Genomic DNA, 12,479 nt, shown 5'->3' with positions numbered 1-12,479 from the left:
TGGGGGAACCTGTCGCCGCCCTCTTGCCATCCGCCCTCCAGGCGTCACTACTGCGCGCGGGTTTCGGGGGAGGATATTTCATGCGGCTGGCCCTGCTGTTCGGATCGTTGACGCTGGCGTTGCTGCTGGCGGTGTGGACCACCCAGGCGCCGACGCCGCGCCCGGCCGATGCGCCGCAGACGGCGTTTTCCGCCACGCGCGCCATGGTCGACATCGAGCAGATCGCCCGCGCGCCGCACCCGGTCGGCTCGGCCGAACATACCCGCGTTCGCGCCTATCTGAACGCGCGCCTGAACCAGCTGGGGCTGGAGGTCAGCGAACAGACCGGCGCCCTGTCGCCCGCCGCCATCAAGCGTCTGATAAGCAAGGGCGGCGACCCGGTTGCGGCGAACAATGAGGCGATCAATGTGATCGGCGTCCTGCCCGGCAAGGACCGCAGCCAGCCCGCCGTGATGCTGATGGCCCACTATGACACCGTGGTCGGCTCGCCCGGCGCGGCGGACGACACCGCCGGCGTCGCCTCCATCCTGGAAGCGGTGCGGGCCATCAAGGCGCGCGGCCCGGCCGAGCGCGATCTGGTCGTCCTGCTGACCGACGCCGAGGAGATGGGACTGGAAGGGGCGCGCATCTTCTTCGGCGGCCACCCCTTGCGCGATCGCATCGGCTCGGTGGTGAACCTTGAGGCGCGCGGCGGCGGGGGCCGTGCGGCCATGTTCGAAACGGGACGCGAATCCGGTCCGATGGTGCGCCTGTTCACCCGTTCGGCCGCGCGGGCGGATGGCGGGACCACCGCCACCTCTCTGGCCGCCTTTATGTATGAGCGGATGCCCAACGGCACCGACTTCACCGTGCCCAAGGATCGCGGCATCGGCGGTTTGAACATCGCCTTTATCGGCCGTGCTGATCAGTATCATGCGGCGCATGCGACGCCTGAAAACCTCGACCGGGGCGCGATCCAGCATCTGGGTTCGCAGGCGCTTGAGGCCGCGGATGATCTGCTGCGCGCGCCTGCCCTGCCGCAGAAGGGGCAGAACCTCGTCTATTCCGACGTCTTCGGCCGCTGGGTGATCGCTCATTCGCAAGGCATGGGCTGGGCCCTGCTGGCGCTGACCGCAGCCCTGGCCGGGTTCGCCGCATGGCGCGCGCGTCAGGGCGTCCGGCTGTCGTTCCGACAGGTCGGAATGGGTGCGCTGGACGGTGTCTGGTTCCTGACCGGCGGTGTCATCCTGTTGCAGGCGACGCGCCTGCTGGCCGGGCCGATGTCGAGCCGGATTGAATCGAAGGAAGTCTATTACACCCTGATGCGCCGACTGCCGTGGATGGAGGTCGGCATGAGCCTGGCCATCGCCGGTCTGGCGCTTCTGCTGCTGGCGGGGATGCGCCGCACGCGTCCGCTGGCGACGGCGGGACTGGCCGTGGCCTTGACCGCCATTGTCCTGATCGGCGGCGGGTTCAGTCCGGTGATGCTGGGCATGGGCGCGGTCGCGGCGGTTCTGTCTCTGGTTCCCGGCCGGGTCGAGCGTTCGATCTGGGGCGGCTGGCTGGGGCTGATCGCTCTGGCGCTGATCGTCGGTCTGGTGCTGCAGATGAAGACGCCCGAGGCGGCGCTGCTGTTCGTCTGGCCGGCGTTGCTGGCGGCAGGGGCGGCGGCGCTGGCGGCTCTGATCGACCCAACCCTGACGCGGCCTGCGGCGCTGGCTCCTGCGGCGGCGGCGACCATTGTGGGCGGCGCATGGCTGATGGGGATCGCCCACTTCGTCTTCCTGGGCGTCGGCATCGACCTGCCGGGCGTCATGGCGCTGCTGGCGCTTCTGACCCTGCTGTTCGTCCGTCCGCTGGCGCCTGAGGGCAAGTCGACGCGCATCGTCGTTCTGGCGGCCGCAGTCTGCCTGATCGCCGGCGCGGGGATGAATCTGTCGTCACAGGCGCTGGCGCCGTCGCCGCCAGCGGCCAAGGCTGTGTCCCAGTAAAGCGGACGCTGGCGTCCGGCTGCGCGACGGTTTATCGCAGCCGGTCATGAGCGATCCCGTACTGATCACCGGTTCCGCCGGTTTCATCGGCTTTCACACCGCCCGGCGTCTGCTGGAGCGGGGCGAGGTCGTGATCGGGTTGGACAACCTCAACGCCTACTATGATCCGGCGTTGAAGCGGGCGCGGCTGGGCCAGCTTCTGGCCTATCCGAACTATCGTCATCACACGCTGGATCTGGCCGATCGTGCGGGCGTCGCCGCCCTGTTCGCCGCCGAGACGACGCGCCGCGTGGTGCATCTGGCGGCCCAGGCAGGCGTGCGTTACAGCCTCGAAGCGCCTGAAACCTATGTCGACTCCAACGTCGTGGGTTTCCTCAGCATCCTTGAGGGATGCCGTGCGGTCGGAGCGGCCAATCTGGTCTTCGCTTCGACCAGTTCGGTGTTCGGCGCCAACCGCGCCCTGCCGTTCTCGGTGCGCCAGCCCGCCGACCATCCGCTGACGGTCTACGCCGCGACCAAGCTGGCGAATGAGGCCATGGCCCACTCCTACGCCCACCTGTTCGGCTTTCCGGCGACGGGGCTGCGGTTCTTTACCGTCTATGGACCGTGGGGCCGCCCGGACATGGCCCTGTTCAAATTCACCCGCGCCATCCTGAAAGACGAGCCGATCGACGTCTATGGCGAGGGCCGGATGAGCCGCGACTTCACCTATGTCGATGACATCGTCACCGGGGTGATCGCCGCCCTGGATCGTCCCGCCGCGATCGATCCGGCGTGGGATGCGAGCGCTCCCAATCCGGCCACCAGCGGGGTCGCGCCATGGCGCATCCTGAATCTGGGCGCAGGCCGCCCGGTGCCGCTGATGCGCTACATCGAGGTGCTGGAGTCGAAGCTGGGCCGCAAGGCCAAGCTGAATCTGATGCCTATGCAGGACGGCGACGTGGCCGACACCGAAGCGGATGTCGCCGACACCCTGAGCGCCCTCGACTACGCTCCTTCGACCCCGGTGGAGGAAGGCGTCGCCCGCTTCGTCGACTGGTACTGCAACTTCTACCGCGAAAATTGAGGCGTATAGTCGGTCGCCCTCAAGGGCGGTCCAACGTCAGCGATTTTGCGAATATGCCCTGGTAGAGCCGAGGGGACCGGTGTCTCGGGTTGGTAGATAGGGCTATCGGGTGACTTGGACATAGGCGGAGGCTCGACGACTCATGGGTTACGAGCAAGCTGCTTGCCGAGAAGGGGCTGGGTCAACGTGTTCGAACTAAACCACATCATCGCTGCGTCCGCCGTTGACGCCGAGGAGATGAGGCTGCGGGAGGTGTTGATGGTGTCGAGATCAACTGCGCGATGGTGCGAAGTGGCACGACGGTGATCTGGGATCGATTCCACCAGCAGCATCCGATCTGCGCGCGGGGCTGATCAATCTTGCCGCAGGCTCTCCTTCGTCACCTTGGCCACGAAGGTCCACCCCCTCCAGATTGCCACCTCATAGGTCGTAGCGCAGGTTTTCAGAGCAGCGGAAGCATAAGCGATTGCTGCCTCATCTGAGGGCAGAGTGGCGGGGCTAAAACGTTCCCAATTCGGGGAAATAGGCAGCGTATAGAAAGTGTATCCGGTCATGGCGGCTCCCCATCCTCGAAAAGGGGAGCAGTCCGATCGGGGCCGTCACGAGGGGGGCGCAGAGGGCACCGCGACCAGACTGCTCACATAAGCCGTTAGGACTGGCCCCTCCTCGGCAAGCAGCCTGCTCGGACCCCATGAGTCGCCGAGCCGCCGCCTATGTCCAAGTCACCCGATAGCACTACCTACCAGCCCGAGGCACCGGTCCCCTCGGCTCCACCAAGTCCTTGTTTTTCAAGGATTTTGACGGAAACAGGCAGAGAATCTGACACCACGCTGCGTCACACGGTCTCTCGCAAAGCGTCGAAAAAGCGTTCAACTACAATCAGTTCACCGTCCCGAGACTGTAGCACCAAGGCGCCACACACATCGTCTCAACGGCCTTCTCGACCGTCCCCTCTGCCCTGTCATGCTGGGCGGCGGCAATCGTCTGGCCTAATCGTTCGTGGATCGACCTACTACCTTCGCCTTCGTGTTCCTCGATCATTGGCGGAGGTCACTCAGTCCCCGGCTGTGCACGTTCCAATTGAGCCCGGACCCATTTGGCTCTCTCAGCGAAAATCGCCGCTAGTTTGTCGTTGAGGACGTGTGCGGCGCCTTCGGCGGCGATCTGGTCCCTGACGGTCGCAGCGAGATCGGGAAGCTGATGAGCGAACGCCTCGATCCTTCCCATGACGACATCGAAGTCCAATCGGTTCTCATCGGCGAACCGACGCCAGTGTCGTAGGCCGATGTCGGCGAGGCGATATTCGCCGCCGATCTTCATGGCCAGCTTCACGTCTTGGAACTGAACCTGCGGGGCGTAAGGCAGGATGCTCGCGACATCGTATATGGGCGCAAGACGTGCACGTCCCCCGGCCGCCAGCAGGAGCGAGAAATTCTTGGCGTGAGCGTCTGAACCGCCGATCATCCAGTTGAAGATGCTCGCATCGACGAGCGTATTTACGTCTTCTTGCGGTTCCACGGACACGGTGCGCACCAAGGCGATGATGTCCTTCAGGCCGGGACCGGGAGCGTTCTGGTATTTGCGCTCGGGCGGCACGCCTAGGGCCTGACAGAAGTCTTCCTGATGGACACGGGCGATTCCCTCGGGAGTGGGGATGCGGTCATATCGTTCCAAGACGATGGCCGCCTCGTCGTCGAACCACTGCACCCGAGACTGGGCGACCGTCAGGCCTAGGGATCGCAGGACCGACAGGCAGAAGTGCTCGTTCTCGGCTTGAGCTTCGAGATCGGCGGAAGGCGGCTTCAGGATGTGGGTCGTGGGCAGTCTGCCCATCGGAATGCCCCATCGGCCGTCCTGCTGCATCAGCGCGATCTTGGGCTGGGCACCCGCGAGGCTGAATTGACCTCCATCGCCAGCGCGGCGCCATGCGCCTCGGTTGGTCCGCAGACCCGCGAGCCGCTCGGCCACATCCTTTGTGTCCAGCCACTCGACACCATCACGGTCGCCGCTGACCACGGCTTCCAAGCGATCCGGCAGAACGAACTGGACCGCCCCCGCGCAGTCCTCGCCGACCGCGCCAATCAGACCGAACGGTTGGCGCGCACTGACATGGAAACGGGCGGCCCACTCACGGATGATCTGCTCGTTGTCAGGCAGAAGACCCCAGATGAAGGCGTTGATCGTCGCTCCAGTATGGGTGGGCGCCGCCAAGGACATGCTGAGCGACAGCGGGACGGCGCCGTCCCGTGAACGCCAGTCCTCGCTGTAGGTGAACGATAGGCGCCCCTGCTCGTAGTCAAGATGGCCCGCCTCGACGCCGTTCATCAGGACGATGAGGCGGCTCATTCCGAAGCGGCGCCCCGACGCGCACGCGCGAGAACGGAATCGAGGTCTGGCGTGCTTAGCGGCTCTTGAGGGGATGTCGGTGCAGCACTCGGCGTCTTCAGATCGAGTTGCATGCCCAGTGCGTTCAGGGTCCGCAACAGCATGCCGAAGGACGCTCCGGCCTTTCCGTTCTCGACTTGAATCAGCCAGCGTCGGCTCGCCCCGATCTGTTTGGCGAGTTCAACTTGGTCCAGACCGAGGGCCTTGCGCCGCTCGCGGATAGCGGCACCCAGATCGCGTGGCGTGTAGATCAGCATGACGGGCCATGTGCACGATTGTTCACAAGTGCAGTTGTGCATAATAATGCACTTGTGTCTATGTGCACGATAATGCGCATGCGGAAATGTGCAGTATCGTGCACCTGCTGAGACGCTGGCGGAGCCATGCGTTCGCATGTCATCTCGATATGAGGAGATGAGAAAGGTCGAGGTCGGGATAGGTGATCCGGCCCATAGCCTCATACAGCGTTTGGGCGCGATAGCCTCGACCGTAAGCGGCGGCGGTTTCGCCGCCCTCGCTTCCGTTGCCTGATGACCAACCTCCGAGGGCGAGCGCGACTTCATGCTCAATACGGGCTTCGCGAAGTGCATCCCGATAGCAGTGCCGGAACGAATGGAAGCAGGTCTTCTCCCGAGCGGCGCCAGCACGCTCAAGGAAGCGTCTAAACCATTTGCTGAACGGATCGCTGTAGTAGCCGGTGCTGGACTTGTGGAGTTCGGAGAACAGGCGGACGGTGCCAGCCGCGCGCCGCTGCTCGACGAACGCCATGAACCCGATATCGATCAGCGTTGGGTGGACCGGGATGAACCGCTCGCTGGCGGCGGTCTTCAGGCGTTTGCCGTTGTCGGTATCGGATGGCCCTTCCGTCACGAAGAAACAGTCTACGCCGTCCAGTTGGTGGATGTCCGCGACGTGCAGTTGGCAAATCTCGTTCATCCGCATGCCCGAGAAGAGGGCGATCAAAGGCACCCAGAAACGCCCGCGACGTGGCCGTGCATAGCCGGGTGTGGAGTATCCGGCCCGGTCGTTAACGCAACCTCGGTAGATCGGCGCGTCAAAAATCAGTCGAAGCTGCTCGACAGAGAAAGGTAGCCGTTTATCGCGCCGTCGAACGTGGTCGATGACCTGAAGACCCTTCGCCGGATTCCGGTCTATCCAACCTTCATTCTGCGCGAAATTCATGACCGCCCTAAACTTCGTCATGTAGCCGTTCACTGTGGCGGGCGAGAGCGTGCTCGAAAGACCCTCCTCTTTGGCCATCTTCGCCGCAGCTACAGGCGATAGCTTCGGGAACCGCTTTTCGGCGTTCGTCGGCAACCAACGCAGGGTATCGAGCAGATCACGGCATGCCTCGCGATCAAGCGACCGGATGGTCCTCCGTTCTCCCCAAAGACCGACCGTCAATTCGATGAGGTAGAGGTAGTGAAGGTCCGTTTTGCGTGTGCGCTGCTTCGCGGGGTCAGACCGGAATAGTTCGAACGCTTGACGCAGCGTCTTGTCCACTGCCGAAACCGGTGTCGGGAATGAAGGCGCCAGTGATGGAGCGAGAGCCGCGACGACAGGCGCGGGAACACCGCGACCCTCTAGCTCGCGCCACTCCTGCTCCAACGCTGCTGCGACTATCCGAGCCTGACGAATAGCGTCGGCCCGATAGCCAGTCCTCAAAGACTTCATGACGTGCGTCTTGCCGACGATCCCCGCCAATGATCGAGGAACACGAAGGCGAAGGTAGTAGGTCGATCCACGAACGATTAGGCCAGACGATTGCCGCCGCCCAGCATGACAGGGCAGAGGGGACGGTCGAGAAGGCCGTTGAGACGATGTGTGTGGCGCCTTGGTGCTACAGTCTCGGGACGGTGAACTGATTGTAGTTGAACGCTTTTTCGACGGTTTGCGAGAGACCGTGTGACGCAGCGTGGTGTCAGATTCTCTGCCTGTTTCCGTCAAAATCCTTGAAAAACAAGGACTTGGTGGAGCCGAGGGGAGTCGAACCCCTGACCTCGTCATTGCGAACGACGCGCTCTACCAACTGAGCTACGGCCCCGACCGACAGGCAGGCGCGGGACATAGAAGCGTGCAGGGGGCGTGTCAACGGGCCGCGTACGAATCCTTGGCGTTCTCGCGGCGGACCGCTAGAAGCGGCGTGAACGAAGCAGGAGTTTCTCATGGGTTTCGCCCTTGTCTGGCTGGTGAACGCCGTCGTCACCCTGATGATCTGGTGCATCATCGCCTCGGCGATCCTGAGCTGGCTGTTCGCCTTTGATGTGATCAATGCGCGTAATCGCTTCGTGGGCCAGATCGCCTATGTGCTGGATACGGTGACGCGGCCGATCCTGGGGCCGATCCAGCGCGTGGTGCCGTCGCTGGGCGGTATCGACATCACTCCGATCATCGCCCTTCTGGCGCTGCAGTTCCTGAGCGTGCTGTTCAACCGGACGGTGGCGCCCATGCTGATCATGTCGCTGGGCTGATCGGCGAGACGGTGACCACAGAATCCGCCATCGGAGCCCAATCCGCCCTTGCGCGATGCGAGCGGGCTCCTAAGGTGCCGACGACAGGTCCGGTTGGACTGCATTTCACGCGTAATTCATGACCACGATCAGGACAGTCGCCATCATCGGCGCCGGGCAGATGGGTTCGGGCATCGCTCAGGTGGTGGCCTCCGGCGGCTATGAGGTGAAGCTGTATGACGTTGCGCCGGATCGCGTGACGCTGGCGTTGGGCGAGATCGCGGCCAGCCTGGCGCGCCGCGCCGCCCGCGGTCTTTCCAGCGAGGCTGAGGCGCACGAGGCCATGAGCCGCATCAAGGCTGTCGCCAGTCTGGCCGAGGCGGCCAAGGCTGATCTGATCATCGAGGCGGCGTCCGAAGAAGAAGCGGTCAAGAAGGCGGTCTTCGCCGAGCTGACGCCCCTGCTGGGGGCGCAGACGCTGCTGGCGTCGAACACTTCGTCGATCTCGATCACGCGGCTGGCCTCGGTCACGGATCGGCCCGAGCGCTTCATCGGCCTGCATTTCATGAAGCCCGCGCCGACGATGAAGCTGGTCGAACTGGTGCGCGGCATCGCCACCTCGGCCTCGACCTTTGAGACGGCGGTCGCTTTCGCTGAAAGCCTGGGCAAGACGACGACCGAGTCCGAGGATTTCCCTGCCTTCATCGTCAATCGCATCCTGGTGCCGATGATGAATGAGGCGGTCTATGTCCTGTATGAAGGCGTGGGCGACGTGGCCTCGATCGACAAGGCGTTGAAGCTGGGGGCCAACCATCCGATGGGGCCGCTGGAGTTGGCGGACTTCATGGGGCTGGACGTGGCGCTGGCCATCATGAACGTGCTGTATGAAGGCTTGGCCGACAGCAAATACCGGCCCTGTCCGCTGCTGGTGAAATACGTCGAGGCCGGTTGGCTGGGCAAGAAGAGCGGGCGCGGCTTTTACGACTACTCCGGCGCGACGCCGGTTCCGACGCGCTGATGGCCGCCGATCTTTCCTCCGTTCCGGGCATGAAGCGCGTGGCGCCGCGACGTGGCGCCGGCGCGCTGGTGCCGGCCGCGCTGGCGGCGGCGGCCTGGCCTCCGGTGATCCTGACCCTGTTCATCTGGCCGCCTGAGAACTGGGCCTCGGGCGTGGATACGGACTGGCGGCTGGTGATGCTGGCGGTCGGTCTGATCGCGGCGCCGATCGGCCTGTGGGTCCTGCTCAACAGCCATGAGAAGACGGGACGCCCGTCGACACGGCTGGGCGTGGTGGGGCGGTTCACGGTGTTCGGCGGCCTGCTGGCGGCGTCGATGCAGACGATCATGGCCGTGGTGATGGCGACGCTGGCGGGCCTGTCGTCCCAGACCTTTGCTCAAGGGCTGGGCGCAATCGAGACAGCGCTGCTGATCTATGGCGTCGGCGGCCTGCCGCTGGCGATCATGATGGGCGTCAGCTACGCCCTGTGGGGCGGTTTCTGCGTGGCTTGGCTGGCGTTCGCGCCGACGCCTCCAGCGGTGCAGAACCGCATGGGCGTCCTGTCCGAACGGGATGTTACAGGGATTTAACGTGAACGGCGGCGCCGCTCCCGCCTAGCCTCGTTCCGGTGCAGAACAGGGGATGGGCATGAGGGATCTGACAGCCGTGGCCGAGCCCGCGCCGGTGGCGGCGGGGCAGCGCATCCAGACGCTCGACGTTTTGCGCGGCGCAGCCGTGCTGGGGATACTGGCCGTCAATGCGGCGGCCTTCGCCCTGCCGATGGTGGCGATCGAGATGGCGCCGGACCAGTCGCCGTTTCCGGCGGTTGCTGGGGCGTCGGGCGTGGCCCAGTGGATTGTCGACGTCTTCTTCCGCCAGAAGTTCGTGACCCTGTTCTCCATGCTGTTCGGCGTGTCGGTCTTTCTGGTCGGCGGCGAGCGGGGGGATGAGGCGAAGGGGCGCGTCCTGCGTCGGCGCCTGATGTTTCTGGCCCTGTTCGGCGTGATCCACGGGGCGGCCTTCTGGTACGGCGACATCCTGCTGCTCTATGCGTGGGCGGGTCTGTTCATGATGCTGATGCGCTCGATGCCCGCGCGTCCGCTGATCTGGATCGGGGCGGGGGCGACGGTGTTGATGGCCACGCTGCAGGCCGGGCTGATGCTGGCGACAGCGCGTTTCCCCGAGGCGATGCAGGATGGGACGGCGGCTGATGGCGCGGTCGCCGCCGTCATCGCCGCCTATCAGAGCGGTTGGGCGGGGGCGGCGCTGGAGAATCTGAAGGCCTGGGCCTTCATGCAGGGCCTCAGTCTGTTCCTTTATGTGTTTTCGACCGTGGCGCTGATGATGCTGGGGCTGGGCCTGTTCAAGGCGGGCTTCTTTCACGGCCGGGTGAAGTCATGGATCTATCTGACCCTGATGGCGGGCGGGGCGGTGATGCTGGCGCTGCTGGGCGTGCTGGAGTGGCGGGAGGTTCAGGCCGGGCCGAGCGTCGAGGCGACCGGCGGCTGGGCGGATGTGGTCGGATCGTTTTCGCTGATCGTGACCCTGGCCTACGCCTCGGCCCTGATCCTGGCGACGACGCGGGGCGTGGGCTGGCTGCGCAAGGCTCTGGCGCCGGTGGGGCGGATGGCCTTCACCAACTATCTGACCCAGACCCTGATCATGACGACGATCTTCTACATGCCGTGGGGGCCGCGTCTGTTCGGGCAGGTCGATTATCCGATGCAGTGGGCCATCGTCGTCGGCGTCTGGGCGCTGCAACTGATCTGGTCGCCGCTGTGGCTGTCGAAGTTCACCATGGGACCGTTCGAGTGGCTGTGGCGGCGCCTCAGCTATGGGCGCGACCTGCCGCTGCGCCGTGCGGCCTGAGAGCGTCGGGCGGACTGTGAGTTGCGGCGGTCGGACTGATGGCTTAATCGCCGCCCCATGACCGACGAAGCCTCAAGCCGCCCCGAAGCCCGCGCCCCGCGTGGGTTCGCCGACCGTCGCGGCCGCGACCTGACCGCCGAGCGCCGCATCGTCGCGCGCGTGTCCGAAGTCTATGAGCGCTGGGGCTTTGAGGCGCTGGAGACTCCGGCGTTTGAATACGCTGACGCTCTGGGCAAGTTCCTGCCCGACGCGGACCGCCCGAACGAGGGCGTCTTCGCGCTTCAGGACGATGACGATCAGTGGATGGCGCTGCGCTATGACCACACGGCGCCGCTGGCGCGCTTCGCCGCCCAGAACTGGGAGACCCTGCCCAAGCCGTTCCGCCGCTACGCCTATGGGCCGGTGTGGCGCAATGAGAAGCCGGGGCCGGGCCGCTTCCGCGAGTTCTGGCAGTGCGACGCCGACACCGTCGGCTCGGACCGGCCGGAGGCTGACGCTGAGATCATCGCCATGGGTTGCGAGGGCCTGCGCGCGGCGGGGCTGGCGGCGGGGCAGGCGGTGATCCGCGTCTCCAACCGCAAGCTGTTCGACGGCCTGTTCGACGCCGGCGGGATCACCGATGCAGCGCAGCGGCTGACCGCCCTGCGCGCCGTGGACAAATACGACCGCCTGGGCGTCGAGGGCGTGCGCCTGTTGCTGGGCGAGGGGCGTCTGGACGAGTCCGGCGACTACACCAAGGGCGCCAATCTGCCCGCCTCGGTGATCGGGGCGATTGAGGCGTTTCTGGCCTCGGCCGAGAGGCCGGGTCTCAGCCGCGCAGGCGTGCTGGACGCCGTATCGGACGCCGCGCGTTCAGGCTTCCTGGGCGCGGCGGGCGAAGAGGCGCTGAAGGAACTGGCCGCCATCGACCGCGCCCTGACGGCCATGGGCGTGTCACAGGACGACGTGCGCTTCGACCCGACTATCGTGCGCGGTCTGGAATACTACACCGGCGCGGTGTTCGAGGCCGAACTGCTGCTGGACACCAAGGACGAGAAGGGGCGCACGGTGCGCTTCGGCTCGATCGGCGGCGGCGGGCGCTATGACGACCTGGTGTCGCGCTTCACCGGTCAGTCGACCCCGGCGACGGGCTTCTCCTTCGGCGTGTCCCGTCTGGCCTCGGCCCTGCGCGCGGCTGGTCGCGGCGCCGAGGACGCCACGCGCGGGCCGGTGGTGGCCATCGTCTTCTCTGAAGACGACATGCAGCATTACCTCGACGCCGTGTCTGAACTGCGTGTGGCAGGCATCCCGGCCGAGCTGTATCTGGGCCGCGCAGGGATGAAGGCGCAGATGAAATACGCCGACCGTCGCGGCGCTCCGGCCGCCGTCATTCTGGGCGGGGACGAGATCGCCGCTGGTCAGGTGACGATCAAGGATCTGGACGCCGGGCGCGCCCGCGCCGCCGCCATCGCTGACAACGACGCATGGAAAGCCGAGCGTCCGGGCCAGCAGACCGTGGCACGCGATCAGCTGGTCGCCGTAGTTCGCTCCATTATCGAATAAGTTTCGATAATATCCATGACGAAGACGTGAGTTATCGACGTTCACTTACGAATGCGGCCCCTTTCGGCTGTGGGCTGATTGACTCGAACCCCCCGATGGCGTCATTTGGTCTCACTCAAGAGGCGCAGCGAAGAGACGCAGCGACATCTTGAAGGCGTTTCGGGGAGGAAACGTCCGCTCCTTAGAGAGCGAGAAGGCCC

At 65.1% G+C, this 12,479-nt stretch carries 11 protein-coding genes and 1 tRNA gene; 7 read left to right on the top strand and 5 right to left on the bottom strand.

All coding sequences use genetic code 11. The features are described 5' to 3' along the window. Nucleotides 1–80 precede the first annotated feature (80 nt). Together ACORJG_RS14145 and ACORJG_RS14140 are read left to right on the top strand one after the other, a co-directional pair. Nucleotides 81–1,970 (top strand): M20/M25/M40 family metallo-hydrolase, encoded by a 1,890-nt coding sequence (locus tag ACORJG_RS14145; protein WP_427789964.1) that lies wholly within the window; start codon nt 81–83, stop codon nt 1,968–1,970. A gap of 46 nt (nt 1,971–2,016) precedes the next feature. After that, a complete protein-coding gene (locus tag ACORJG_RS14140; RefSeq protein ID WP_427789962.1) occupies nt 2,017–3,036 on the top strand; it encodes an NAD-dependent epimerase/dehydratase family protein in 1,020 nt (339 codons plus the stop codon). Between the two features lie 353 nt (nt 3,037–3,389). On the opposite strand, the gene ACORJG_RS14135 is transcribed toward ACORJG_RS14140, so the two are convergent. From ACORJG_RS14135 to ACORJG_RS14115, 5 genes are all read right to left on the bottom strand, one after another. Beyond that, nucleotides 3,390–3,590 carry a hypothetical protein gene (locus ACORJG_RS14135; protein ID WP_427789961.1) on the bottom strand — a complete coding sequence of 67 codons (201 nt, stop codon included), beginning with the start codon at nt 3,588–3,590 and terminating at the stop codon, nt 3,390–3,392. A gap of 496 nt (nt 3,591–4,086) precedes the next feature. Beyond that, nucleotides 4,087–5,382 (bottom strand): type II toxin-antitoxin system HipA family toxin, encoded by a 1,296-nt coding sequence (locus ACORJG_RS14130; protein ID WP_427789959.1) that lies wholly within the window; start codon nt 5,380–5,382, stop codon nt 4,087–4,089. Then, complete coding sequence (locus ACORJG_RS14125; RefSeq protein WP_341022439.1) at nt 5,379–5,678, bottom strand: helix-turn-helix domain-containing protein; 300 nt, start codon at nt 5,676–5,678, stop codon at nt 5,379–5,381. Before ACORJG_RS14125 ends, ACORJG_RS14130 begins: the two co-directional genes overlap by 4 nt. A gap of 139 nt (nt 5,679–5,817) precedes the next feature. Next, nucleotides 5,818–7,428: a DUF6538 domain-containing protein gene (locus ACORJG_RS14120; RefSeq protein ID WP_427793066.1), complete on the bottom strand. Its 1,611-nt coding sequence runs from the start codon at nt 7,426–7,428 to the stop codon at nt 5,818–5,820. Next, nucleotides 7,390–7,465 (bottom strand) — tRNA-Ala (locus ACORJG_RS14115). The genes ACORJG_RS14120 and ACORJG_RS14115 overlap by 39 nt, the downstream gene beginning before the upstream one ends. 121 nt (nt 7,466–7,586) lie before the next feature. On the opposite strand from ACORJG_RS14115, the gene ACORJG_RS14110 reads away from it, so the two are divergent. The 5 genes from ACORJG_RS14110 (at nt 7,587) to hisS (ending at nt 12,279) form a co-directional block, all read left to right on the top strand. Then, nucleotides 7,587–7,892, top strand: a complete 306-nt coding sequence (locus ACORJG_RS14110) for a YggT family protein (protein WP_427789956.1) — start codon at nt 7,587–7,589, stop codon at nt 7,890–7,892. A 118-nt stretch (nt 7,893–8,010) separates the two neighbouring features. Continuing rightward, nucleotides 8,011–8,889 (top strand): 3-hydroxybutyryl-CoA dehydrogenase, encoded by an 879-nt coding sequence (locus tag ACORJG_RS14105; RefSeq protein ID WP_427789954.1) that lies wholly within the window; start codon nt 8,011–8,013, stop codon nt 8,887–8,889. After that, complete coding sequence (locus tag ACORJG_RS14100; protein ID WP_427789953.1) at nt 8,889–9,458, top strand: hypothetical protein; 570 nt, start codon at nt 8,889–8,891, stop codon at nt 9,456–9,458. The genes ACORJG_RS14105 and ACORJG_RS14100 overlap by 1 nt, the downstream gene beginning before the upstream one ends. 58 nt (nt 9,459–9,516) lie before the next feature. Continuing rightward, nucleotides 9,517–10,737 (top strand): DUF418 domain-containing protein, encoded by a 1,221-nt coding sequence (locus ACORJG_RS14095; protein ID WP_427789951.1) that lies wholly within the window; start codon nt 9,517–9,519, stop codon nt 10,735–10,737. A gap of 57 nt (nt 10,738–10,794) precedes the next feature. Continuing rightward, nucleotides 10,795–12,279, top strand: coding sequence for a histidine--tRNA ligase (gene hisS, locus ACORJG_RS14090; protein ID WP_427789949.1), 1,485 nt, complete (start codon nt 10,795–10,797; stop codon nt 12,277–12,279). Nucleotides 12,280–12,479 lie beyond the last annotated feature (200 nt).

It is taken from the genome of Brevundimonas diminuta, from assembly GCF_050310045.1.
Lineage (GTDB): Bacteria > Pseudomonadota > Alphaproteobacteria > Caulobacterales > Caulobacteraceae > Brevundimonas > Brevundimonas diminuta_F.
Note: the sequence above shows the minus strand (reverse complement) of the source record. Positions and strands in the feature narration are given on the sequence as shown.